Below are 24,654 nucleotides of genomic sequence, written 5' to 3'. Positions count from 1 at the left end.
GGGGTCCGTCGTGTCCTGCCGGTTCCGTACCACGGCTGGCCGCCGTCCGTACCCCTGCCCAGCGGACGGTACGCTGGAGGGTCACCGCTGCACGAGAGCCCCGAGCCCTGAGTCTGAGCCGAGGAACCCCATGTCTGTCGAGTCGGTCTTCCCCCGCCTGGAGGCCCTTCTCCCACACGTCCAGAAGCCGATCCAGTACGTCGGCGGCGAGCTGAACTCCACCAGCAAGGACTGGGACGCCGCCGAGGTCCGGTGGGCGTTGATGTATCCGGACGCCTACGAGGTGGGACTGCCGAACCAAGGCGTCATGATCCTCTACGAGGTACTCAACGAGCGTGAGGGAGTCCTGGCGGAGCGCACCTACAGCGTCTGGCCGGACCTGGAGAAGCTCATGCGGGAGCACGAGGTCCCGCAGTTCACCGTGGACGGGCACCACCCGGTCGGCGCGTTCGACGTGCTCGGCGTCTCGTTCGCGACCGAGCTGGGCTACACCAACCTGCTGACCGCCCTGGAACTGTCCGGTATCCCGCTGGAGTCCCGGGAGCGTACGGAGGACCACCCGCTGGTGATCGCCGGCGGCCACGCGGCGTTCAACCCGGAGCCGGTCGCGGACTTCCTGGACTGCGCGGTCGTCGGGGACGGCGAGCAGGCGGTGCTGGAGGTCACCGAGATCATCCGGTCCTGGAAGGCGGAGGGCGGTCCGGGTGGCCGGGACGAGCTGCTGTTCCGACTGTCCCGCACGGGCTCGGTGTACGTGCCGAAGTTCTACGACGTGGAGTATCTGCCGGACGGCCGGATCGCCCGCGTCGTACCGAACCGCAGCGGGGTCCCCTGGCGGGTCTCCAAGCACACCGTCATGGACCTGGACGAGTGGCCGTACCCGAAGCAGCCGTTGGTGCCGCTCGCGGAGACCGTGCACGAGCGGATGTCCGTGGAGATCTTCCGGGGCTGTACGCGCGGCTGTCGGTTCTGCCAGGCCGGCATGATCACGCGTCCGGTGCGGGAGCGGAGCATCACCGGCATCGGCGACATGGTGGACAAGGGTCTGAAGAACACCGGCTTCGAGGAGGTCGGCCTGCTGTCGCTGTCCTCCGCGGACCACAGCGAGATCGGCGACATCGCCAAGGGCCTCGCCGACCGGTACGAGGAGGACAAGGTCGGCCTGTCCCTGCCCTCCACCCGGGTGGACGCCTTCAACGTCGACCTGGCGAACGAGCTGACCAGGAACGGCCGTCGGTCTGGCCTGACCTTCGCGCCCGAGGGCGGCAGCGAGCGTATCCGCAAGGTCATCAACAAGATGGTCTCCGAGGAGGACCTGATCCGCACGGTCGCCACCGCCTACGGGAACGGCTGGCGGCAGGTGAAGCTCTACTTCATGTGCGGGCTGCCCACCGAGACCGACGAGGACGTGCTGCAGATCGCCGACATGGCGACCCGGGTCATCGCCAAGGGCCGGGAGGTCGCCGGCTCCAACGACATCCGCTGCACCGTGTCCATCGGCGGCTTCGTGCCCAAGCCGCACACTCCCTTCCAGTGGTCGCCGCAGTTGTCCGCGGAGGAGACCGACGCCCGGCTGGAGAAGTTGCGGGAGCGGATTCGCGGCGACAAGAAGTACGGCCGCTCCATCGGCTTCCGCTACCACGACGGGAAGCCCGGCGTGGTGGAGGGCCTGCTCTCCCGGGGCGATCGCCGGGTCGGCGCGGTGATCCGGGAGGTGTACGAGCGTGGTGGCCGGTTCGACGGCTGGCGGGAGTACTTCAGCTACGACCTGTGGATGGCCGCTGCCCAGACCGCGCTGCCGCCGCAGGGCGTGGACGTCGACTGGTACACCACCCGGGAGCGTTCGTACGAGGAGGTCCTGCCGTGGGACCACCTGGACTCGGGGCTGGACAAGGACTGGCTCTGGGAGGACTGGCAGGACGCCCTGGACGAGACCGAGGTGCCCGACTGCCGCTGGGACCCCTGCTTCGACTGTGGGGTCTGTCCGCAGATGGACACCGAGATCCAGGTGGGGCCGACGGGCAAGAAGCTGCTGCCACTGACGGTCGTCAACGACACCGCCTAGGACGGGAGCGGGAGCGGTCCCTCCGTCCCGGTGACCCGGACACCGGGACGGAGGGGCGGACTTCAGGAAGCCTGGCCCTGGTCCTGCTCGGAGCCCTCGACCTCGACGGGCACCGTGTTGTGCTTGCCCACGACCGACGGCTTGATGTCACCGGTCTTGATGGCCTCGTTCTGCGCGGGCTGGGAGACGTGCTTGGAGTCCTTGGTCAGGTAGTTGGCCTGGTCACCCGGGCCGTTCTCCTGCGCCATCACGGCGTCGCCCTGGACGTAGTAGACGGTGATGTCGTCGATCTGCGCCTTCGCGGGGTGCGACTTCGAGTCCTGCGGGGCGCTCTGCGGCGTCGCCTGCTGTGCGGACTGCTGGGGGGCCGTCTGCTGCGGAGCGGCGGCAGGAGCGTGCGAGGCCGGGGTGGCCTGGGGGGCCGTCGAGGCCGCGGAGGCCACCGGGGCTGCGAACGCGGCGATGCCGATGATGGCGCCCACGGTGGCCGCGGCGCGCGCGAGGTTCTTCATGGGTTCCTCAATCTCGTGATGTCGAAAAGGAAGCTCCCAACCAAAGGGAGCCCGGGCAGTCTTGTCGGCTCTCCACGGTTCGCCCCGACGGCAGCGCTCATGGTCACTCGTTTGGCTCGGAAAAGGGACCGAACGGCCCCCTTGGTTCGCTGCAGTGACGGCTCGTCAGGGCGGGTCCACGACGGTCACGGGCACGTACGACACGCCGCCACGAACACGTCACCACGCCACGACTGGCACAGCGGGAGGCCTGCCCAACTGCCCTTGAACGCGGCGCGACTCCAGCCTCCACACGGTGCTGGCGCGCCGTCGATTCGACCCGGCGGATCAGCCCTGTTCGGAGTTCCCCGGTCCCCACGCGCCGTTGCCGGGGCTCTCGGGCCCGTCCGCGGGCTCGTTCGGCGCCGTGTGGGCTCCGGGACCGGAGGCACCCGGGGTGGGCAGAAGCTGCTCCAACACGGAGTCGACGTCGAGGAAACGGCCTTCCTGCCCGGTTGGGACGACTTCGTGGGTGAGCGCGAGCCAGTGGCCCAGGTTGGCGGCCGGCGCCTCGAGCAGCGCGCGGCCCTGCTGGCTCTCCAGCAACAGACAGAGGGTGGACTCGTCCGGGGAGGGCCATACCCGTACGTCAGCGTGGCCCGTCATCCGGGTCATCCCCTCGGTGAGGAGGTCCCGCGCGAACACCCAGTGCACGGGCTCCTGGGTCTCCAGGTGGAAGACCAGCCGGACGGCGTACGGTTCGTGGCTCGCGTAGGTGAACTGGGCGTCCAGCGGCACCTTGCACTCCTCCGACAACACCAGGCGGAGTTCCAGCCGCTGCTCCAGCCACACGCGGCGGGCTTGCTGGGCGTCGTGTGCTATGCCGTGTGATCCCTTCTTCTCATCGCCCATCGCTCGTGTCCTCTCTCGACTCGGTGGTCGTCGGCCGTTGGTCGTCGTGCTGATGCCGGTGACCGGCAATCGCGGTGACTCGCGTGTCACGGGCCGTTCCGTGGACAGATCGCCGCCGGGGTCGCGGACGATGGTGTTTCGCTTAAGCTCCGGGTCCTCGGAGGACGACAGGAGTGGCGCTGCGGACAACAGGAGTGTACGCCGCGTGGCCGGCCATCAGCCCTCCCTTGCGACGGTCCGTGGGTTCGGCGCGGCTCAACTCGGCCTCGACGCCGCCCGGTCGGCGGGCCGCGCCCGTTGCCGTTGGGCAAGTCCGCACGGGTTGGAAGCCGCTGGACCCCGACGCCGTGCTTCGGGAGACTGGGGTATGCCTGAGCTGACCGAGCCGACGACCGACGTACACGCCTCCTTCCTCACCGCCATGGGCGAGTTCGCTGCTGAGGGACGAGGAGCGGCGACGGACCGGACGAGTATGGGGAGCGCGTTGCGGGCGTACGGCCAGCGCTGGCATGACCCGGCGGTGTTCGCTCGCCATGTCGCCGAGCTGCGCGCGGAGGCACGCGCTCCCGCTCGGGACGGCTTCGTGCGCTGCACCACGCTGTGGTATCTCGAGGCGGCGAACTACCTCGGCCGTATCGCGATCCGGCATGAACTCAACGACTTCCTCCGTGACTACGGCGGCCACATCGGCTACGACGTACGCCCCGCCGCCCGCCGCCGGGGACACGCCACCGCGATGCTGCGTGCCGCGCTGCCCCGCGCCCGGTACCTCGGCCTCGGCTCCGTGCTGGTCACCTGCGACACCGACAACATCGCCTCGCGTCGGGTGATCGAGAACTGTGGTGGTCTTCTCGAGGACCGGCGTGGTGCCAAGCTGCGGTACTGGATCGCCACCGACTGAGCCCGCCGTACCGGCCCTGAGCCGTATGCCCGACCGGTACGCGTACCCTGGGCGGGAGGATCATCCGCACAATGCGGCAGCGCGGCGTGTGGATCTCCGCCCCCGTGGCGCCTCGTGCAGAGGCCCGATTACGCAAACCGCACACCACGGGCGGTCGGCCCGACCGCGGGCGCCGCCCTGCACCGAGGAGAGAAGCACTGGGCAAGCGACAGCCCGAAGGCCCGCCGCCCGCACCCGCGGTGCAGCGCATGCGTCTGCGTTACACCAAGCGAGGCCGCCTCCGGTTCACCAGCCATCGTGACTTCCAGCGGGCGTTCGAGCGGGCGCTGCGCCGGGCCGAGGTGCCCATGGCGTACTCCGCCGGATTCAGCCCGCACCCGAAGGTCTCGTACGCCAACGCCGCACCGACCGGCACGGGCAGCGAGGCGGAGTACCTGGAGATCGCCCTCACCCGGCGTTGCGCGCCGGACGAGTTGCGGGCGACGCTCGACGCGTGCATGCCGTCCGGGCTCGACCTCGTCGAGGCAGTGGAGGCGGGTACATCCGATTTCGCCGACCGCCTGCAGGCGTCCCGCTGGGAGCTGCGGCTGGAGGGAGTGCCGGAGGAGGAGGCCCGGCGGGCCGTCACGGCGTTCCTGGCGACCGAGTCCATCGAGGTCACCCGGAAGACCAAGAAAGGAAACCGAACCTTCGACGCACGGGCCGCGGTGATCGCTCTGACCGCCGAGCAGCCGGAGGGCCATGGGCCTGAGGCGCCGGCCTGTGCGATACTGCGCTTGGTGGTACGGCACCTGACACCTGCCGTACGACCCGACGACGTCCTGTCTGGCCTCCGAGCTGTGGCCGACCTGGCGCCGCCGGTCCCGGTAGCGGTGACCAGGCTGGCGCAGGGGCCGCTCGATGAGGAGACCGGCACGGTGACGGACCCGCTTGCGCCCGACCGCGACGCATCCCACGTCGCGACGGCGCCGAGTGGGGTCCCCCCGGAGTACCCAGGGGCGCTCACCGCGTAGGAACGCCGCCAAACACGCCGCCGCCGACGCACGCGCCAGAGAGCCACTCGGGTAGCTGTCCGGCAGGCGAGTGCACTGACCAGGAGACTTTCGCCGTAGCCGAGCCCCTCGGGACGGAACCGGCGAGTGAGACAAGGAGCTCCCGTGCGGCGCCCGCGCCCCGGCGCGGCCCACGGACTGTAGGCGGGCCGCCCGGACACGGCGTGGCGCCCGGGAGCCTGACGGGAGAACAGCCCGCATGCTCGAGCCCAAGGACTCCGCTTCCGCGGAGAGCGCCGAGAACAACACGAAACCGCCAGCCGTATCGGACCCCGGCGGACCAGGTGACACCCTGCCGCCGCGTAAGCGCCGAGCGGCGTCCCGGCCCGCCGGGCCGCCGTCCGCCGGAGTGGAGCAGTCGACCGAGACGGTTGTCACATCGACGGCTCAGGAGCCTTCTGAGGCTCCATCCGAAGCACCGATGGAAGCGGCCACCGGAGCCTCCGCCGTGAGGCCGCCGCAGCGGCGAGCGCGGCGTCGCGCCGCGGCGCCGGCGGGGACTCCACAGGTCAGCGACGACGCCGGTTCCGAAGCGGCCGCGGGGGGGACCCGCGCCGCGGAGCCGGAGACTCCGACGGAGCCAGCGCGCCGTACTCGCCGCCGTGCTGTTACGAGCACCCGTGCCGGCGCCGCATCCGCCGAGGCGGCTGGTCAGGGCGAGGCAGCGGCCAGTGCCGCGCCGCCTGCCAGCACCTCGGAGGCCACGGCCGAGGCGAGCGCACCTGGGAATTCCGGCGACGCCGCCGGCGGTGGCGACGCGGACTCCGACACCGGGAGCGACAGCGAGCAGGCCGCCCGCGGGCGTACCCGACGGCGTGCCGTGCGCAGGCCGTCGGCTGAGGGTCCCGCACCCGCCGAGCCGGCGGAGAGCGCCGAGGGCGCTGGGGGGACCGCTCAGGAGGGGAGTTCCGGAAGGAGGTCCGCGGACCGTCGAGAGGGCCCGCCCGGTCGCACCCGTGGGGTTCCGCCGATGGCGGTTTTCCAGGCTCCGGTCTTCACGGAGCCGATGTTCCAGACCCCGCAGAGCGCGGCGGCAGAAGCGGCGGCGCGGCAGTCGGCGGAGACCGAGGGCGGGGCGGAACGCTCCGAGCAGTCGGCGCGAGAGTCCGAGACGGACGCGGAGCCGCCGCAGCGTGGGCGTCGGCGGCGCCGTGCCGGTGGCGGCGAGGATGGTGAGGACGGCGCGACGGCGCGGACGGCCTCGCGGTCCGTGGACGAGGCCCCCGGCACCGACCATGGCGGCGCCGCCGGACAGCGCGGCACCGCCGCTGAGCCCGAGGACGCCGAGGGTGCCGAGCGGGCTGAGGATGGTGAGGACGGGGACTCCGAGGAGCGCCCCGCCCGCCGCCGTCGACGCGGTGGTCGTCGCCGGCGGCGTGGCGAGAGCACGGACGGCGCGGAGGACTCCGGCGACGGCGCCGCCGGCGGGCGGCGTCAGGAGGGCGCCGCTGGGCCCGGCGAGGCCCGGGCGGCCGGCTCGGCTGACTCCGGTGAGTCCGGCGACGCTGATGAGGACTCCGACTCCACGGACTCCGGGGAGGGCAAGGACGACCAGGAGGAGTCCGGGAGCGGCTCGCACAGCAGCTCCCGGCGTCGTCGACGGCGCCGTCGACGCAGCGGCGACAGCAACGAGGGTCCGGCCGACCAGGACGACCCGGAGCGTACGGTCGTCAAGGTCCGGGAACCGCGCAAGAAGAAGGACGCCGAGCCCAGCGACGAGGTGCAGTCGATCAAGGGTTCCACGCGGCTGGAAGCCAAGAAGCAGCGTCGCCGTGAGGGACGCGAGCAGGGCCGTCGGCGGGTACCGATCATCAGCGAGGCCGAGTTCCTGGCTCGCCGCGAGGCCGTCGAGCGGGTGATGGTCGTGCGGGAGCAGGGCGAGCGTACGCAGATCGGGGTGCTCGAGGACGACGTCCTGGTGGAGCACTTCGTGAACAAGGAGCAGACCACCTCGTACGTCGGCAATGTCTACCTCGGCAAGGTGCAGAACGTCCTGCCGTCGATGGAGGCGGCGTTCGTCGACATCGGCAAGGGACGCAACGCCGTGCTGTACGCGGGCGAGGTGAACTTCGAGGCGCTGGGCATGTCCGGCGGTCCACGGCGGATCGAGACCGCGCTGAAGTCCGGCCAGTCGGTGCTGGTACAGGTCACCAAGGACCCGATCGGGCACAAGGGCGCTCGGCTCACCAGCCAGGTCTCGCTGCCGGGTCGCTATCTGGTGTACGTCCCCGAGGGCTCGATGACCGGCATCAGCCGGAAGCTCCCGGACACCGAGCGCACCCGCCTCAAGCAGATCCTGAAGAAGGTCGTCCCGGAGGACGCCGGCGTCATCGTACGGACCGCGGCCGAGGGCGCCAGCGAGGACGAGCTGCGCCGCGACGTCGAGCGGCTGCAGGCGCAGTGGGAGGAGATCCAGGGCAAGGCGCGCAAGGGCAACGCCCCCACGCTGCTCTACGGCGAGCCGGACATGACGGTGCGGGTCGTCCGGGACATCTTCAACGAGGACTTCTCCAAGGTCATCGTCAGTGGCGAGCAGGCTTGGCAGACGATCCACGACTACGTCTCCCACGTGGCGCCCGACCTGGTGGAGCGGCTGCAGCGGTGGACCTCCGAGGTGGACGTCTTCGCCACCTACCGGATCGACGAACAGCTGATGAAGGCGCTGGATCGCAAGGTCTGGCTGCCCAGCGGCGGTTCGCTGGTGATCGACCGGACGGAGGCGATGGTGGTCGTCGACGTGAACACCGGCAAGTTCACCGGCCAGGGCGGCAACCTGGAGGAGACGGTCACCAGGAACAACCTGGAGGCGGCCGAGGAGATCGTGCGTCAACTCCGGCTGCGCGACCTGGGCGGCATCATCGTGATCGACTTCATCGACATGGTGCTGGAGTCCAACCGGGACCTCGTGCTGCGCCGGTTGTTGGAAAGTCTCGGCCGGGACCGTACGAAGCACCAGGTGGCCGAGGTCACCTCGCTGGGCCTGGTGCAGATGACCCGGAAGCGGGTCGGGCAGGGGCTGCTGGAGTCGTTCTCCGAGAGTTGCCCGCACTGCAACGGCCGTGGCCTGACGGTGCACATGGAGCAGCCGCAGTCCGTGGGCGGCGGTGGCGGCAACGGTGGAAACGGCGGGGGCAAGAAGGGCAAGCGCGGCAAGCAGAAGACGGCCGCCGCTCCCACGGCGCAGCCGGCCGCGGCCGACGCGTCGGAGGATCGGGCGACCTCCGAGGGCGAGACAGAGTCGGTCGCCGAGGTCGAAGCCGAGGTCGCGGCACCGAAGGCGCTTCCCGAGCCCGCGTTCGTACCGGATGAGGACCTTTTCAGTAGTGCCGCGGAGGCCGAGAGGGCGGCTTCTCGTGGAGGCCGTTCGCGGCGCCGGGCGAGCCGTCGGGCGAGTGCCCCGGCGGGATCGCCCGCCCCCGTGGCCCCGGACGCTGAGGAGACGGGTACGGCGGCTGGCGTGGAGAGCCAGCCGCNACCTCGTGCTGCGCCGGTTGTTGGAAAGTCTCGGCCGGGACCGTACGAAGCACCAGGTGGCCGAGGTCACCTCGCTGGGCCTGGTGCAGATGACCCGGAAGCGGGTCGGGCAGGGGCTGCTGGAGTCGTTCTCCGAGAGTTGCCCGCACTGCAACGGCCGTGGCCTGACGGTGCACATGGAGCAGCCGCAGTCCGTGGGCGGCGGTGGCGGCAACGGTGGAAACGGCGGGGGCAAGAAGGGCAAGCGCGGCAAGCAGAAGACGGCCGCCGCTCCCACGGCGCAGCCGGCCGCGGCCGACGCGTCGGAGGATCGGGCGACCTCCGAGGGCGAGACAGAGTCGGTCGCCGAGGTCGAAGCCGAGGTCGCGGCACCGAAGGCGCTTCCCGAGCCCGCGTTCGTACCGGATGAGGACCTTTTCAGTAGTGCCGCGGAGGCCGAGAGGGCGGCTTCTCGTGGAGGCCGTTCGCGGCGCCGGGCGAGCCGTCGGGCGAGTGCCCCGGCGGGATCGCCCGCCCCCGTGGCCCCGGACGCTGAGGAGACGGGTACGGCGGCTGGCGTGGAGAGCCAGCCGCGGCGTCAGGAGTCGGAGCCGGAAAGCGTCACCGAGCCGTCGGTCGGAGCTTCGACACCCGCGCCCGCGCCCGCGCCGGCCGGCGAGGAGGGTGTGGAACACCGCGATCCGGGGCGTACGCGTCGCCGGGCGAGCCGGAAGGCCAGTGCGCCCGCTGGCGCCCCGAAGGGGGCCGAGACGGTGGACACGGCGGTGACGGTGCCCGTGGACGAGGGAACCGGTGGTGGCCACGAGGTGAGCGTGAACGGCGCACCTGACGCCTCGGCCGTCGATGGTGACGCCGCCGGCTCGGAAGCGTCCGCCCACGGAGCCGCCGCCAACGGAGTGTCCGCTACTTCGCCGCGGCCGGCCGACGGCCCGTCGGAGGCCGCTGCGTCCGGCACGTCGCGTCCGCGTCGTCGGGTCAGTCGCAAGGCGACCGCTCCGGCCGGCTCGCCGGCGGCGACGGAGGAGTCCGCCATCGTGGTTCCGCCTGCCGGGACTTCCGAGAACGCTGCCCAGGGGGTGCAGCAGGATCAGGCGAGTGAGTCGGGACAGGCCGAAGGTGCTGGCACCGCCGCACCCGTACGCGCACGGCGGCGGGTCACGCGTACGGTGACCGCGCCCGCCGGCTCCCCCGCGGGAGGCGAAGCGGGCGGCGACGGCACGGTGATCGAACCGGCACCGGCTGCCGCGGGGGAGCCGACTGGCTCAGCGCCGGCGAAGAAGGCCGCCGCGAAGAAGGCCGCCAAGAAGACCACGGCGACGAAGGCAGCCGCGAGGAAGGTGGCCGCGGCGGAGACCGGCTCGGGGTCGGCAGTTGGCGAACCGGCCGCGTGTGAACCGGCTGCCGAGGAGTCGGGGGCCGCGGGCACAGCCAAGGCCACGAAGAAGGCCGCTAAGAAGGAGCCGGCCAAGGCCGCTAAGAAGACAGCCAAGAAGGAGCCGGCCAAGGCGGTCAAGAAGACAGCCAAGAAGGCCACCGCGAAATCGGCTGAGAAGAAGGACGCAGCGGCAGCCGAGGGGTCGCCCGAGTCACCCGCTGACGTCTCGGCGGCTGAGCAGCGAGAGGACTGACGGCCGGTGCCGCTGACCTGGTTTGACCACCAGGTCAGCGGCACCGTAATCTTGACTTTCGGCGTGTCTGGACAGGCACGTCATGCTCCTGAGCACTTCCCTCCTGGGTGTGTACGATCCCGTGCGCCGTGGAGAGGCCGCTCAATCCCGTACCGGATCAGTCGCGGACACCGTCCGTGCGGGCGGCTGGCATCAGGGGCCCCGAACCGAGCGAGAGAGAGTTCCGCGTGTACGCGATCGTGCGCACCGGCGGGCGCCAGCAGAAGGTTTCTGTGGGCGACGTCATCGAGGTAGACCGCAAGCCCGAGAGCAAGGTCGGCGACAGCGTCGAACTCTCGACCCTGCTCGTCGTGGACGGCGAGACCGTCACCAGCGACCCGTGGGTGCTGGCGGGTGTGAAGGTTCAGGCCGAGGTCGTGGACCACCACAAGGGTCCGAAGATCCGGATTCAGAAGTACAAGAACAAGACCGGTTACAAGAAGCGCATCGGTCACCGCCAGCTGCACACCGCGCTGAAGATCACGGGCATCCCCGCCCCCGCCGCGAAGTAAGGGACTGAGAACACATGGCACACAAGAAGGGCGCATCGTCCACCCGGAACGGTCGCGACTCCAACCCGCAGTACCTCGGCGTCAAGCGGTTCGGTGGCCAGGTCGTCAAGGCGGGCGAGATCCTCGTCCGGCAGCGCGGCACGCACTTCCACCCCGGATCGGGTGTCGGCCGTGGCGGCGACGACACGCTGTTCGCGCTGGACGCTGGCGCGGTGCAGTTCGGCACCCGGCGTGGCCGCAAGGTCGTGAACGTCGTTCCGGCTGAGTAACCAGCCGGCCGGTCAGCGAGACATTCCGAGGGCGGATCGCCGTTCCCGTACGGGGGCGGCGCCGCCCTCGGTGCGTTTCGAGCCGGTGGGCCACGGGGAAGGTCTGCTTCCCCGTCGTGGCGGATAAGGTCCGTAAGGGGCGCGGCGGGTACCGGGCATGCTGCCTTCACTGCCGGCTGTCCATCTCCGGCACGGCAGCACGCCGGGCGATCGGAGCACGGTGCCGGTCCGAGGCGCGGTGCGGATACCCGCCGCTCCGCGGGGAGTTGTCACCCGTCGCCCGACCGTCCGTACGACACGAGCAAGCGCGAGATCAACAAGCACGGCATCAGCAAGCACGGCACATCCGCACTCATCCCTGTACAAGTACGCCGGGAGGCCACCGTCATGACCACCTTCGTGGACCGCGTCGAATTGCGTGTCGCCGCGGGCAACGGGGGCCACGGCTGCGCCTCCGTGCATCGGGAGAAGTTCAAGCCGTTGGGCGGCCCGGACGGTGGCAACGGCGGCCGGGGCGGGGACATCGTCCTGGTGGTCGACCAGAGCGTGACCACCCTGCTCGACTACCATCACCGGCCGCACCGCAAGGCCACCAACGGCCGTCCCGGCGAGGGCGGACACCGCTCGGGCAAGGACGGCGACGACCTGACGCTGGCGGTACCGGACGGCACCGTGGTGCTGGACGGGCAGGGGCGGTTGCTGGCCGACCTGGTCGGTGAGGGCACTACCTTCATCGCCGGGCGTGGCGGACGGGGCGGGCTGGGTAACGCCGCGCTGGCCTCCGCCCGGCGCAAGGCACCCGGATTCGCGCTGCTGGGCGAGCCCGGCGAGAGCCGGGACCTCGTGCTGGAGCTGAAGACGGTCGCGGATGTGGCGCTGGTCGGCTATCCGTCGGCGGGCAAGTCCTCGCTGATCTCCGTGCTCTCGGCGGCGAAACCGAAGATCGCCGACTATCCGTTCACCACCCTGGTGCCCAACCTCGGCGTGGTCACCGCTGGTTCGACCGTCTACACCGTCGCCGACGTGCCCGGCCTGATCCCCGGTGCCAGCGAGGGCAAGGGCCTCGGCCTGGAGTTCCTGCGGCACGTGGAGCGCTGCTCGGTCCTCGTGCACGTGCTGGACTGCGCGGCACTCGAGTCCGACCGTGACCCGCTGTCCGACCTGGACACCATCGAGGAGGAACTCGCGCGGTACGGCGCCGGCCTGGCGGACCGGCCGCGCCTGGTGGTGCTCAACAAGGTCGACATCCCGGATGGCCAGGACCTCGCGGACATCATCCGTCCGGAGATCGAGGCGCGTGGCCATCGGGTCTTCGAGGTGTCGGCGGTCGCGCACCGCGGCTTGGACGCGTTGGCGTACGCCATGGGCGGGATCGTCGAGGACGACCGTGCGGCACGGCCGGCGCAGGAGGCCACCCGGGTCGTCATCCGTCCGAGGGCGGTGGACGACACCGGGTTCACCGTGACCCAGGAGGCGGACGGACTCTTCCGCGTGCGGGGCGAGAAGCCCGAACGCTGGGTACGGCAGACCGATTTCAACAACGACGAGGCCGTTGGTTACCTCGCCGACCGGCTCAATCGGCTTGGCGTGGAGGATGAGTTGGTGAAGGCGGGCGCCCGGGAGGGTGACGGGGTCGCCATCGGGCCGGAGGACGACGCGGTCGTCTTCGACTGGGAGCCCGCGCTGGGCTCCGGCGCTGAGATGCTCGGCCGGCGCGGCGAGGACCACCGGATGGACACCGTACGGCCCGCGGGGCACCGTCGCCGGGACCGGGAGGCCCAGCGGGACGAGGTGGCCCGGGAGTTCGACGACTTCGACCCGTTCGCCTGAGCTACGGCTGCCCGCGCCCGGGAGCCGTAGGGTCAGAAGGTGGTCCGGGGCCCGGACGCGGGTGAACCAGTCGATCGAGCGGCCCTCCACCGGGCGGACTCGCGTCAGCCGAGCGGACTCGCGTCAGCCCACCAGTACGTAGCACAGAGCCGCCAGGACGAGCGCGCTGACACCGAGAACGTCCGCGCGGCGATACCAACTCGGCTTGCCGGTCGTGCCCTCTCCCTCCGTTTCCGTGCCGCCCGCCCCCTCCGTGACCGTTCTGGCTTCCACGGCGGCCGCCTCCGGCGCTCCGGCTATCCGGTCCGTGCCAGAGCCGTCCGCCGGTATCTTGCCCAGGCCGTAGACCAGCCCGACGAGTTCCTCCTGCGGCTTCGGCCGGGTCCGCAGCGTGACGAGGACGGTGACCAGCGCGTCCAGTACGAAGGCCAGGGACGCCCCGAGGAAGCTGGCACCCTGACCGGGCAGCTCGAGCACCCCGGTCTCGGAGGCCACATAGACGGCGAGCGCCGCGGCCGTGCCCGCCACCAGACCGCTCCAGCCGGCGGCGGGCGTCATACGCTTCCAGAACATGCCGATGATGAAGGTGGCGAACAGCGGGGCGTTGAAGATGGAGGCCAGCGCCTGGATGTAGTCCATGATGTTGCTGTAGCCGGCGGCGATGAAGGCCGTGCCGACGGCCAGCACGCTGCCGATGACCGTCACCCAGCGGCCGACCGAGAGGTAGTACCCGTCCTCCCGGCCCTTGACGACGTAGTCCTGCCACAGGTCGTACGTGAAGACGGTGTTGAACGAGCTGATGTTCGCCGCCATCCCTGCCATGAAGGAAGCCATCAGACCGGCGACCGCGATGCCGAGGAAGCCGGTGGGCAGCAACTCCGCCATGAGGTACGGCAACGCGTCGTTGTACGTGAGGTCGCTGCTCTCACCCGCCTTCAGCTTCGCCAGCTCCGGGGACAGCACCCCGGCGATCATGCCCGGCAGGACGATCACCACGGGCACCAGGATCTTCGGGTACGCGCCGATGAGCGGGGTCCGCTTCGCCGCGGACATGTCCTTGGCCGACATGGCGCGTTGGACCTCGGCGAAGTTCGTGGTCCAGTACCCGAAGGAGAGCACGAAGCCGAGCCCGAAGACGATGCCGATGACGCTGAGCACCGGATTCTCCAGGCCGGTCAGCTCCGTCCCGGGCCACGCGCTCAACTGCTCCGAACTGCCCGGGTTCCGCTCGATACGATCCACGAGCCCCTGCCAGCCGCCGATCTCGCGCAGCGCCAGCACCGTCATGGGCACGAGCCCGGCGAGGAGCACGAAGAACTGCATCACCTCGGTGTAGATGGCGGCCGTCAGTCCGCCCAGGGTGATGTAGCTGAGCACCAGTGCCGCCGCCACCACGATCGACACGGCTATCGGCCAGCCCAGCAGGACGTTCACGATGAGCGCCAGCGCGTAGAGATTGACCCCCGCGATGAGCAGCGACGCGACCGTGAAACTCAGGGCGTTGAACAGGTGCGCGCCCGGACCGAACCGGCGTCGCAGGAACTCCGGGACGCTGCGCACCTTGGAGCCGTAGTAGAACGGCATCATGACGAGCCCCAGGAAGACCATCGCGGGGATCGCGCCGATGAGGTAGTAGTGCAGCGTCGGAAGGCCGTACTGTGCGCCGTTCGCGGTCATGCCGATGAGTTCGATCGCGCCGAGGTTCGCCATGACGAACGCGATGCCGGTGATCCAGGCGGGCATCGAGCGGCCGGAGAGGAAGAAGTCGAGGCTGTTCCGCACGCGTCGGCGCACCACGATCCCGATGCCGAGCACCACGGCGAAGTACGCCCCGAGAATGGCGTAGTCGAGCGGTGTGGCGTCCAGTCGGAGCCCGGAGTTTGCCAGTCCCACCATCGGCTGTGCTCCCTGTACGTGACCAAAGGCATCGGCTGCCTGACGGGATGATGCGTGTTGCCGTTCGCATCGGGGCGAACGGGCTGTCTGGGTGCTCATGAGGATCGCGCGAGCCAGAAACTAACAGCGGCGCCAAGCCCTCGGAAGTGCCTGTGGAAAACCTTGCGCGGTCACCGACGTGCCGAGGCGTGTGCCCACGGAGCGGAGCCCGTCGGCGTCGTGTACGGCGGACGCGGCTTCGTAGGCACACGCCTTCACCGGAGAAAACTCACCGGACAACGCGACCGGCTCCGGCTAGCGTCCCGGTCATGGATCACCCGTCCGAAGCCCCGCCGTATCCAGCCGGCCCCGTCACGTCCGAGGACCTGCGGCAAGCCCTGCACCTGGCCCTCACGGCGCTCCGCAGCGCACCGACCGACCCCAGCCGCTGGGACAGCGACGCCGGTTCGCTCACCTGGACATGCTGGGAGACCACCGAACACCTGTGCGATGACCTGCTGGGATACGCCCTGCAGCTCGGCGCGGTCTCGAAACCCGAGGACAGCTACGTCTCCCTGGCCGGCTCGAGCCGCCGCGACGGCGGCCCGGAGGAGGCCGTGCACGCGGACCGGGCGGCGGGCGGCGTACCAGGACTGCTGTGGCTGCTGGAGGGGAGCGGCGCGCTGCTCGTCGCCATAGCCGGCGCGACGCCCCCGCACATACGGGCCTTTCACTCCATGGGGGTCTCCGACGCCGAGGGCTTCGCCGCCATGGGCATCGTGGAGACCCTCGTGCACACCCACGACCTCGCCCTCGGGCTGGAATTTGACTGGTCGCCACCAGCGGACCTGTGCGCACGCGTCCTGACACGGCTGTTCCCGGACGTGTCGTACGACGAAGCGGAACCGTGGCCGACGCTGTTGTGGGCGACCGGACGGATCTCACTGCCGGGGCACGGACACCGGGAGAACTGGCGCTGGTACGGCGAGCCACGCGCCTAGTCCGGACGGAGGCGGAGCCGGGCTCCCGGTTACCGACGGGTGTGACTGCACCCGCGAGATCCGATAGCGTGACGGCTTCGCACAGACGACGTCCGAGGAGGTGAGTCCCGTTACCGCCAGCGCAGGTCAGGGGCTCCCTCCCCACAGCCGTACGGTCGCCGCCTCCCGGTGACTCGGGAGCCCCCCGGGCATCCCGAAAGGCACCACATGTCGGCTTCCTCGACACCTTCGATCCCCTTCGACACGCTCGTCTCCCGACTCCGCACCGCCGGTTGCGTCTTTGCCGAGGACGAGGCACGGCTGCTGCTGGACGCCGCCGCGAACCGCACCGAGCTGGCCCGCCTGCTGGATCGCCGCGTCAGCGGCTTCCCGCTGGAGCAGGTGCTCGGCTGGGCCGAGTTCCACGGCCGCCGGATCAGCGTCGCACCGGGCGTGTTCGTGCCACGCCGCCGCACCGAGTTTCTGGTGCGGCAGGCCCTCGCGCTCGGCCGTGAGGCATCGACGGCACCCGTCGTGGTGGACCTGTGCTGCGGTACGGGCGCGCTCGGCGCCGCACTGGCCGCAGCCCTCCCGCTACGGGAGCTGCACGCCTCGGACAGCGACCCGGCGGCCGTGCGCTGCGCCCGCGACAACCTCGCGGCGGCGGGCGGACGGGTGTACGAGGGCGACCTGTACGCCGCGCTGCCCGACCGGCTGCGCGGTCGCGTGGACATCCTGGCCGCGAACGTGCCGTACGTCCCCAGCGAGGAGGTCGCCCTGCTGCCGCCGGAAGCCCGGGACCACGAGCCGCGTACCGCGCTGGACGGCGGTACGGACGGGCTGGACGTGCTGCGCCGGGTGGCGGCCGAGGCCCCTGACTGGTTGGCGCCGGGTGGCGCGCTGCTGGTGGAGACCGGGGAGCGGCAGGCGGCCACGGCGGTGTGCCTCCTCGCGGAGAGCGGGCTGCTGCCTCGGGTGCGCGTCGACGAGGAGTGGGAGGCCTCGGTGGTGCTGGGGCTGCGGCCCGATGGCACGGGGCGTCCGGGCTCCGACGAGCGGCCTGACTGAGCACAGGCGTACGACGGTCGGGTGTGGTCAGGCGTCCAGCAGTTCGCACCAGACCGTCTTGCCGATCCGGTGCAGCGTGACGTCCCATTTGTCGGTGAGCAGGGCGACCAGGGCCAGCCCCCGCCCGCTCTCCGCCAGTTCGTCCGCGCGCAGCGGCACCGGGATGATCGGGGAGTGGTCGTACACCTCGATACGCAGGCCGGTCAGGGTGTGGATGAGGGTGACCACGCACCAGCGGTCCGGGGTGTGCCGGTGCACGTTCGTCGTCAGCTCGGTCAGCGCCAACTCCGCCGCGTCGGCGAGCTGTTCCAGCCCCCACGCGCGGGTGTGGGCGCGGGCGACGCGGCGCAGATGGCGTGGCGAGTGGTCGCCGACGGTCAGCGTGACGCGGTACTGCCGTGGTGGCTGGGGGAGTGGTTCCTCGGTCATCGGATTCACGGGGCAAGTGTGTAGTGGGTCGATTACGCTGGGCCATGGCGTGAAACCAACTACGGGCGCTGTGCCGCCCGTCGTACGAGGGGCGGCGTATGCCCAACATCAAGCGTCTCGACCCGGGGGCCTCACCGCTCCACTACTTCGGCTCCGAACTCCGCCGACTGCGTGAGGCCGCCGGCCTCACGCTGGAACAGCTCGGCGACATCGTCTATCTGACCGGTTCCATGATCGGGCAGGTGGAGACCGCCGTGCGGATTCCGAAGGGGGAGCACGTCCCGCGTCTGGACACGGCCTTGGGCGCGGACGGCGCACTGCTCCGCGCCTGGGAGCCGGCCAAGCGCAGCCGGTTGCCCGCGTGGTTCCAGCAGACCGCGCACATGGAGGAGACGGCGCGGGAGATCCAGGTGTTCCAGGCACAGCTGGTGCACGGTCTGTTGCAGACGGAGGCGTACGCGCGCGCGGTGCTCGGCGTCATGCGGCAGCCGGGAAACGGGCTGGACGCCAGCGTGGAGGCCCGACTGGATCGGCAGCGCATCCTGGAGCGGGTCGAACCACCCGTGCTGTGGACGGTGTTGGACGAGGCGGTGCTGTATCGGGAGATCGGTGGCCGGGAGGTGATGCGGGAGCAACTGGCCCGCCTGTTGAGCTACCAGGACCGGGAGGACGTACAGATCCAGGTGCTGCCCTTCACCACCGGCGAGCACACGGGACTCAAGGGCTCCTTCGATATCTTCTCCTTCCCGGCCCAGGCGAGCATCGCCTATATGGAGGGCTACGAGGAGGGTTGGGCGACCGCCGATCCACGGCATGTCCGGGCGCGTTCGCTCCGTTACGATCTGCTGCGGGCCACCGCCCTGTCCCCGGTGGAGTCGGCCCGCCTGATCGCCCACGTCATGGAGGAACGCTATGCGCACGGTCCCGAGCCAGGCCCCGATCCAGTGGCGTAAGTCGAGTTACAGCGGTGATGATGGGGGTTCGTGCGTGGAGTGCGCGACGCTGGGCGCGGCGGCCTGGCGCAAGTCCAGCCACAGCAGCGACACCGGCGGTTCGTGCGTCGAGACCGCCCGTCTCGCCAGCGCCGTGGCCGTCCGGGACTCCAAGCGCCCGGACAGCCCCCACCTCACGGTCTCCGCCCCGGCGTTCACGGCGTTCCTGCGACACGCCGCCCCCTGAGCTGCCACCACTCGTCCACCCGCACAGGGTGGAATCCGGTGCGTGGGTCCGCTGATCTCGCGGGCACGCCCGCGGTGTAGTGCACCGCGGAACCACGTGCCGCGAAGGAGGCCGACCTCATGCCGTTGTCCTGGCTGTCACCGGAGACCGTGACGGAGGTGACCCGATACCTCGACCTGGTCGGGGTCTTCGCCAACGCGCTACTCGGCGGCGTACTCGCCCGAGGCCGGGACCTGGACCTGTTCGGCTTCCTGATCATCGGCATCGTCTCCGGGCTCGGCGGCGGCATCATCCGTGACGTGCTGCTCCAGCACGGCACCCCGGTCGCCCTCACGGACCACGCCTATCTGCCCACGGCCACCGCCGGCACTCTGCTGGCCTTCGTGCTGGATCTGCGCCGGCACACTTCCAGCCGTACGTTCAACCTGCTGGATGCCACGGTCCTCAGCTTCTGGGCGGTCGCCGGGGCGCAGAAGACCCTGGAGGCCGGGCTCGGCTGGCTGCCGGCGCTATTGCTCGGCATGACCACGGCGGTCGGCGGTGGTGCCGTACGGGACCTGCTGCTCACCGGTCGGCCGGGGATCTTCGGCGGCAACCAGCTGTACGCCTCCGTCGCGCTGCTCGTCGCCGGCGTGCTGGTGCTCTCCACGGAGCTGGGCGCGCCGACCATCGGGCTCGTGGTGGGCATCCTCGTCGGCACCGTCCTGCGGCTTACGGCGCTGAGCCGGGACTGGGTGCTGCCCAGCGACCGGGACTGGAGGCCGAGTTCGGCGTACGCGCGGGTACGCCGGCGGCCACGAGAAGCCGGAGACAAGCGGCACGGAGGCCGTAGGGGCCGGAAGGACCGCCAGGCGGAACCAGACTGCCCCGGGGAGGAAGCTCCCGAGGAAAGTCCGGGCTCGCGGGAGTGAGCGGTCCCGACCGTCTCGTCAACCGTTCACCGGTTCGCGGTGCCGGGCGCCACGTCCGCCGCGTCAGTCGCACCCGGCGCGTCCTCCGCCCCGAGGCTCTCCGTGTCGGCACTCTCGGCGAGTTCCGCGCCGTGGGTGTCCGACTCGGACGCCGGGCCGTGCACGTCGGTGGCCTCGTCACCGGGCTCGCCAGCTTCGTCATCGATGTCGTCGACGTCCTCGGCCCTGTCGGTCACCGGGTCACGCTCGGTCACCGGCCGGTCGGCGGGGTCCAGTTCGTTCTCCTCGGCGGCCTGCTCCGCCTCGTGCCCGCCGGTGCCCTCGTGCTCGATACGGGCGGCGGCGCGCGTGTTGCGGGCCTCCGCCGCCGCGCACAGGTCGAGCGTGGCCTGGTTGAAGCGGACCAGTGAGGGCGGGTCCGAGGGACCGAGCAGCTCCACCTTGAGCCGGGCACGCTCGTCGGCGAGCGCGTCCCGCTCCGGAGCCCGTACGGAGGCCAGGAGTTCCGGCACCTCGGTCGCCTTCGGGGAGAGGATGGTCGCGGCCCGCACGGTCGGGAAGCCGGCCTGGAAGGCTTCCGTCGACCGGCCGCTGGTGTTGGCGACCGCGTACGGCTTCTCGCTGCTCAGATAGTCCGAGACGACGCTGGAGACATCGCTCACCAGCAGGTCCGCCTGGTTGAAGCAGGGGTAGATGCCCGGGCGCGGGCCGGTGATGACCTGGTGCTCCCACTCCGGCAGGGACGCCCAGTACGCCGCCTCCCAGGCCCGCTGCGCCGCCTCCAGGGCCGTGGCCTGCTCGCTGTCCGGACTGGACTGCCGCAGCATTCGCTCGGCCTCGTCCGCGCTCTGGCGGAACGCGGTGGTGGTCAGGTTGTCCAACTCGGCTGTCCGGCGGGCGAGTTCCGCTTCCGCCTCGGGGCCCGGACGACTGCCCGAGCGTGCCGCGTTGGCCTCGGCGATCATCGCCTGGATACGCCGGTCGGCGGCGCCCGCCTGCGGATCGACGGAGCCGGTCATCGGATGCGGCTTGTAGAGCAGCCGAACGGCCGGATCGGCGAGGAGCTCCCGCACGATGTTCTCCCCGGCCAGGATGACCGAGGTGTTGCCCGGGTCGTCCGTCCAGCCCTCCCAGGTGGGGGCGTACAACACCGTGGTGAAGCCGCCGGCGGCGGGCGGACCGGAGTACGGCTCGATCGGCGCCAACTGCGGCCGGCCGACCTCCCGTACGTCCCGGTCGTCCACGCCGATGTCCGCGAGCTGGTAGCGCTCCCGCGCGGCCGGGCCGGCCACCCATACCTCGTCGTACGCCTTGGCGTACGGGTTGCAGGAGGACAGCTTGTCGCTCTCGCCGTGGTTGGTGAAGGCGTGCTTGATGGTGGGGATTCGCAGCACCTGCGAGGTCTTGCCGGAGTTCGCCGGGTGCAGCAGGACCTTCAGCGTGGAGTGCTCCAGGTGCATCAGGTGCGCGACCTTGGGAATGCAGACGATGGGCACGTCCGTCGCCTCGATCTTCTGCACCATGAAGCGTTCCCGCAGGACGATCAGCGGACGTCCGTCCAGCGCGCCGAGCGTGCCCAGCCACATGTTCGCCTGGTAGGCGGAGCTGGCGCCGCCGGAGAAGTACATGCCGACGGTGGGCTGGTAGTCGGCCAGCCAACCGTCCAGCCACTTCAGCACCTTCTCGTCACTCGGCAGCCGCTTCTTCGGCAGCAGCCAGGTCACCAGATGGGCGGCGCTGCCGACGGACAGCAGCAGGGACAGCGACAGTCCGACGAGGGCCCAGGCGGTCACCGAGGTGATGGCGGTCAGCAACAGCCCGGCGGTGGACGGGATCATGAAGCGCAGCAGCCGGCGGCTCGGCTGCCGCAGCAGCAGCCGGGGCGGCGCGGGCGTGAGGCGGAGCGCGGAGGCGTCGATGTTCCGGGTGACGATGGGCAGCGTGCGGCGGCGACGCACCAGTACGGCCACGGCCTGGCAGGCGAAGTGCGCGGCGTAGCAGCCCAGGATCAGCGGGACGACGCCCATCTCCTCGACCGGTTCCACCTTCGGCAGCCGCACCAGCCCGATGACGACCAGCATGTCCCGGAGCAGCTGACGGGTGACCTGGTCGAACCGGACCTTGCCGAGTAGCGCCAGCAGGCCGGGCTGCTTGTGGTTCAGGTACAGGTCGAGCGCGAGGCCGCCAGCGGAGGAGACGACGAGCAGCGGCACGTTCGGCAGCAGGGCGCCGAGCAGCTGCCCGGAGTAGAGCACCAGCAGCGCGAGGAGCGCCGCCAACTGAACGACGCGTCGAAACGAGAGTCGGGCAGAGGGCACGGAATGGGCTCCTGGCAGGAGGTGATCGGATGGGCACGGCTGCGGCGCGGGTGCCGGTCGGCTGACCACTGACCGTATGACGGTGGCCGGCTGGATGACAATTTGCGGTTACGCACAGCATGCCAAACACCCCAAATCGTGATCTGGCCCGGCTCGCGCGCCAGGCCGCGCACACCGGCCCTCCACCCGCTGTCCACGAGTCGAACGTGACAGTTCACCGATCCCGCCGCTCGCATAGGTTTGCGTGGTGGATACGCCCACGGGCGTCCGCCAGCCCGCGACGGTCCGTCCGTCTCGGCTGGGGCGGCGGCCGGCCGCGGTCCGTGTCCGACCGGTGATCAGCGGGTGTCGGGAGCCGTAGAACACTCCCGGGCAAGGGGAACGGGCGAAGGTGTCAGCGCAAACGGAACAGCGGCGTTCGGGCGTACGGAGCGCGCGCCGGATCGTGGTCAAGGTCGGCTCCTCCTCGCTGACCACGGCCGCCGGCGGGTTGGACGCGGATCGGGTGGACGCACTGGTGAACGTGCTGGCCCAGCAGGGCGTACGGGCTCCGGCGGAGCCGGCCGGGTCCGCCGAGGGAGGGGAAAGCGCGGGTGCGCCGGTCGAGCGGGAGATCGTCCTGGTCTCCTCCGGGGCGATCGCCGCCGGGCTGGCGCCGCTCGGCTTGGAGCGTCGCCCCCGGGACCTGGCCCGACAACAGGCCGCGGCCAGCGTCGGGCAGGGACTCCTGGTCGCGCGCTACACCGCCTCGTTCGCCCGGTACGGTCGCCGGGTCGGGCAGGTGCTGCTCACCTCCGACGACACCAGCCGCCGCGCGCACTACCGCAACGCCTACCGCACCCTGGAGCAACTGCTGGCTATGGGCGCGGTACCGATCGTCAACGAGAACGACACCGTCGCCACCGACGAGATCCGCTTCGGCGACAACGACCGGCTCGCCGCGCTGGTCGCGCATCTCGTACGGGCCGACCTGCTGGTGCTGCTGTCCGATGTGGACGGGCTGTACGACGGTGACCCCGCCAGCTCGGGCAGCAGCCGAATCACCGAGGTCACCGGGGCCGCGGACCTGGCCGGCGTGGAGATCGGCAGCGCGGGGAAGGCCGGTGTAGGCACCGGCGGCATGGTCACCAAAGTAGAGGCCGCCCGGATCGCGACCGCCGCCGGCATCCCGGTGCTGCTCACCTCCACCGTGCACGCCGCGGAGGCGCTGACCGGCGGGGAGACGGGCACGTACTTCCATCCGACCGGCCGCCGCGCCACCGGCCGCATGCTGTGGCTGGCGCACGCCTCGGTGCCGCGCGGCGCGTTGACGCTCGACGACGGGGCGGTACGGGCGGTGGTGGAGCGGAGCGGTTCGCTGCTGCCGGCGGGGGTGGTCGAGGTGGGTGGCGACTTCTCGGCCGGCGATCCGGTCGAGTTGCGGGACGTGCGGGGGCAGCCGGTCGCGCGCGGGCTGGTGAACTTCGACGCGCGGGAGATCCCGCAGCTGATGGGCCGCTCCACCCGGGAGCTGGCGCGGGAGCTGGGGCCGGCGTACGAGCGCGAGATCGTGCACCGGGACGACCTGGTGGTGCTGCGCCGCCCGTAGCGCGCGCGGCACGCACGGCGTGCGGCCGTACCGGTCTGCGGGTTCGTGCGCGCCGGCGTGCGCGGGGCGGGAGAGCCGACTGTCCGCGCGCCGTGAAGGGGCGGGGGAGGGGCGGGCGCCGTCATTTGCGTACGGGTTTGGCGAAAGACTGGTCATTCCACCGACACCTTCGGCAAAAGCGCCACGCCGCCGCGCGCGGACTGGTCAACTTTGTGGTGCGAGCGAGTCGCACCAGCGGCACGGACGCGGGAGCGGGCACGAAGGCTCGTAGGGAGACCGAACGGCACGCTGCGACGCGCGTACGAGACGCGCGAACACCCGACAGCAGTTCAGGAGGAGGCCCGGTGAGACGACTGGCAAGCGTCGAGTTGGACGGCCCCAGCTCCGGCGGCGCGGCGGGGACGCTGCCGGGAGTCGAGCGCTCCGGCTCCTGGCCCGTGCGGTTGGGGGAGGCGACCACCGACGGGCACGAGCCGGAGGAGACGGCGCGGATGTGGCACGTCACGCTGAGCGTCTCCGGCGCGGAGGCTCCGCTACGGGAGGTGCGGCGGGCGCTGGAACAGCTCGCGCACGACCACCCGTTCCTGCTGACCAGTCGGTACGCCAACGACCACGCCGAGATCAGGTACTGGGAGGAGGCCCGCGACCTGCACGACGCGGCGGCGGTGGCGTTGCGGCTGTGGGGCGAGCACCGGTCCTCGGCCGGGCTACCGCCCTGGGAGATCGTCGGGCTCGAGGTCATCGGCCGGGAGACGTACCGCCAGCGGGTCGCGGAGGGTCACGGCCCGGCGCCGGTGACACCCGTCGGAGTGCATCCGTACTGAGCGCGCCGGGACGGTCGGATGGCCCGCTGGCCTGTCGGGGCCGGCCGCGCCGAATGCCGCGGGCCTCCGGGCCGTCCGTACGTCGTCTCGAAGCCTGGGACAGGCGAGGGGCGGCATGACACCCGCCGTAGGCTACTGGTATGAGCAGCGACCTCTCGGACGCCCGAAGCACCGCCGGCCCGGGCGACACCGCCCCGGAGCCCCGGACCACGCGGGACGCGCACCCGGCGGACCCGCACCACACGGACACGCGCCCGGGAGGCGCGCGCCGTGACGACACCCCCGTGACCGCGACCGCCCGACGCGCCA

At 71.1% G+C, this 24,654-nt stretch carries 18 protein-coding genes and 2 pseudogenes; 15 read left to right on the top strand and 5 right to left on the bottom strand.

Translation table 11 applies throughout. The annotated features are described in order from the left end of the window. The first annotated feature begins 130 nt into the window (after positions 1-130). Positions 131-2,065 carry a TIGR03960 family B12-binding radical SAM protein gene (locus AN216_RS14815; protein WP_070197133.1) on the top strand — a complete coding sequence of 645 codons (1,935 nt, stop codon included), beginning with the start codon at positions 131-133 and terminating at the stop codon, positions 2,063-2,065. Positions 2,066-2,127: 62 nt separating this feature from the next. Here AN216_RS14815 and AN216_RS14810 read toward each other — a convergent pair whose 3' ends face one another. Beyond that, complete coding sequence (locus AN216_RS14810; protein ID WP_070197132.1) at positions 2,128-2,577, bottom strand: hypothetical protein; 450 nt, start codon at positions 2,575-2,577, stop codon at positions 2,128-2,130. A gap of 327 nt (positions 2,578-2,904) precedes the next feature. Then, positions 2,905-3,468, bottom strand: coding sequence for an SsgA family sporulation/cell division regulator (locus AN216_RS14805; RefSeq protein ID WP_070197131.1), 564 nt, complete (start codon positions 3,466-3,468; stop codon positions 2,905-2,907). Between the two features lie 367 nt (positions 3,469-3,835). On the opposite strand from AN216_RS14805, the gene AN216_RS14800 reads away from it, so the two are divergent. The 7 genes and pseudogenes from AN216_RS14800 (at position 3,836) to obgE (ending at position 13,173) form a co-directional block, all read left to right on the top strand. After that, positions 3,836-4,369, top strand: a complete 534-nt coding sequence (locus AN216_RS14800) for a GNAT family N-acetyltransferase (RefSeq protein ID WP_070197130.1) — start codon at positions 3,836-3,838, stop codon at positions 4,367-4,369. Positions 4,370-4,608: 239 nt separating this feature from the next. Then, positions 4,609-5,382 carry a TIGR03936 family radical SAM-associated protein gene (locus AN216_RS14795; RefSeq protein WP_070197129.1) on the top strand — a complete coding sequence of 258 codons (774 nt, stop codon included), beginning with the start codon at positions 4,609-4,611 and terminating at the stop codon, positions 5,380-5,382. A gap of 238 nt (positions 5,383-5,620) precedes the next feature. Beyond that, a pseudogene (locus AN216_RS14790) lies at positions 5,621-8,911 on the top strand (Rne/Rng family ribonuclease); the annotation flags it as partial. Next, positions 8,886-9,449 (top strand): annotated as a pseudogene (locus AN216_RS31290) (ribonuclease E/G); the annotation flags it as partial. The pseudogenes AN216_RS14790 and AN216_RS31290, both read left to right, overlap by 26 nt. 1,301 nt (positions 9,450-10,750) lie before the next feature. After that, complete coding sequence (gene rplU / locus AN216_RS14785; protein WP_070197127.1) at positions 10,751-11,074, top strand: 50S ribosomal protein L21; 324 nt, start codon at positions 10,751-10,753, stop codon at positions 11,072-11,074. 14 nt (positions 11,075-11,088) lie between these two features. Continuing rightward, positions 11,089-11,343: a 50S ribosomal protein L27 gene (rpmA, locus tag AN216_RS14780; protein WP_070197126.1), complete on the top strand. Its 255-nt coding sequence runs from the start codon at positions 11,089-11,091 to the stop codon at positions 11,341-11,343. Between the two features lie 387 nt (positions 11,344-11,730). Beyond that, complete coding sequence (obgE, locus tag AN216_RS14775) at positions 11,731-13,173, top strand: GTPase ObgE (RefSeq protein WP_070197125.1); 1,443 nt, start codon at positions 11,731-11,733, stop codon at positions 13,171-13,173. 123 nt (positions 13,174-13,296) lie between these two features. On the opposite strand, the gene AN216_RS14770 is transcribed toward obgE, so the two are convergent. After that, the gene (locus AN216_RS14770) at positions 13,297-15,069 is read right to left on the bottom strand and encodes a sodium:solute symporter family protein (protein WP_107401988.1); all 1,773 of its coding nucleotides are present in this window, start codon (positions 15,067-15,069) and stop codon (positions 13,297-13,299) included. Positions 15,070-15,377: 308 nt separating this feature from the next. On the opposite strand from AN216_RS14770, the gene AN216_RS14765 reads away from it, so the two are divergent. After that, positions 15,378-16,049 (top strand): maleylpyruvate isomerase N-terminal domain-containing protein, encoded by a 672-nt coding sequence (locus tag AN216_RS14765; protein WP_070197124.1) that lies wholly within the window; start codon positions 15,378-15,380, stop codon positions 16,047-16,049. 207 nt (positions 16,050-16,256) lie between these two features. After that, on the top strand, positions 16,257-17,096 hold the full coding sequence (locus AN216_RS14760; RefSeq protein ID WP_070197123.1) for a putative protein N(5)-glutamine methyltransferase: 840 nt from the start codon (positions 16,257-16,259) through the stop codon (positions 17,094-17,096). A gap of 27 nt (positions 17,097-17,123) precedes the next feature. On the opposite strand, the gene AN216_RS14755 is transcribed toward AN216_RS14760, so the two are convergent. After that, on the bottom strand, positions 17,124-17,525 hold the full coding sequence (locus AN216_RS14755; protein ID WP_070197122.1) for an ATP-binding protein: 402 nt from the start codon (positions 17,523-17,525) through the stop codon (positions 17,124-17,126). Between the two features lie 98 nt (positions 17,526-17,623). Between AN216_RS14755 and AN216_RS14750 the strand changes: the two genes are divergently transcribed. The 3 genes from AN216_RS14750 (at position 17,624) to AN216_RS14740 (ending at position 19,615) form a co-directional block, all read left to right on the top strand. Then, on the top strand, positions 17,624-18,478 hold the full coding sequence (locus AN216_RS14750) for a helix-turn-helix domain-containing protein (RefSeq protein WP_070197121.1): 855 nt from the start codon (positions 17,624-17,626) through the stop codon (positions 18,476-18,478). Between the two features lie 34 nt (positions 18,479-18,512). Continuing rightward, the gene (locus tag AN216_RS14745) at positions 18,513-18,704 is read left to right on the top strand and encodes a DUF397 domain-containing protein (RefSeq protein ID WP_070197120.1); all 192 of its coding nucleotides are present in this window, start codon (positions 18,513-18,515) and stop codon (positions 18,702-18,704) included. Between the two features lie 119 nt (positions 18,705-18,823). After that, on the top strand, positions 18,824-19,615 hold the full coding sequence (locus AN216_RS14740; RefSeq protein ID WP_070197119.1) for a trimeric intracellular cation channel family protein: 792 nt from the start codon (positions 18,824-18,826) through the stop codon (positions 19,613-19,615). A gap of 26 nt (positions 19,616-19,641) precedes the next feature. On the opposite strand, the gene AN216_RS14735 is transcribed toward AN216_RS14740, so the two are convergent. Then, on the bottom strand, positions 19,642-21,933 hold the full coding sequence (locus tag AN216_RS14735) for a hypothetical protein (protein ID WP_244502465.1): 2,292 nt from the start codon (positions 21,931-21,933) through the stop codon (positions 19,642-19,644). A gap of 445 nt (positions 21,934-22,378) precedes the next feature. On the opposite strand from AN216_RS14735, the gene proB reads away from it, so the two are divergent. After that, on the top strand, positions 22,379-23,521 hold the full coding sequence (gene proB, locus AN216_RS14730; RefSeq protein WP_070197118.1) for a glutamate 5-kinase: 1,143 nt from the start codon (positions 22,379-22,381) through the stop codon (positions 23,519-23,521). Between the two features lie 344 nt (positions 23,522-23,865). Beyond that, complete coding sequence (locus AN216_RS14725) at positions 23,866-24,345, top strand: hypothetical protein (protein ID WP_420855737.1); 480 nt, start codon at positions 23,866-23,868, stop codon at positions 24,343-24,345. Positions 24,346-24,654: the final 309 nt, after the last annotated feature.

This window comes from Streptomyces oceani (genome assembly GCF_001751245.1).
Classification (GTDB): domain Bacteria; phylum Actinomycetota; class Actinomycetes; order Streptomycetales; family Streptomycetaceae; genus Streptomyces; species Streptomyces oceani.
Note: the sequence above shows the minus strand (reverse complement) of the source record. Positions and strands in the feature narration are given on the sequence as shown.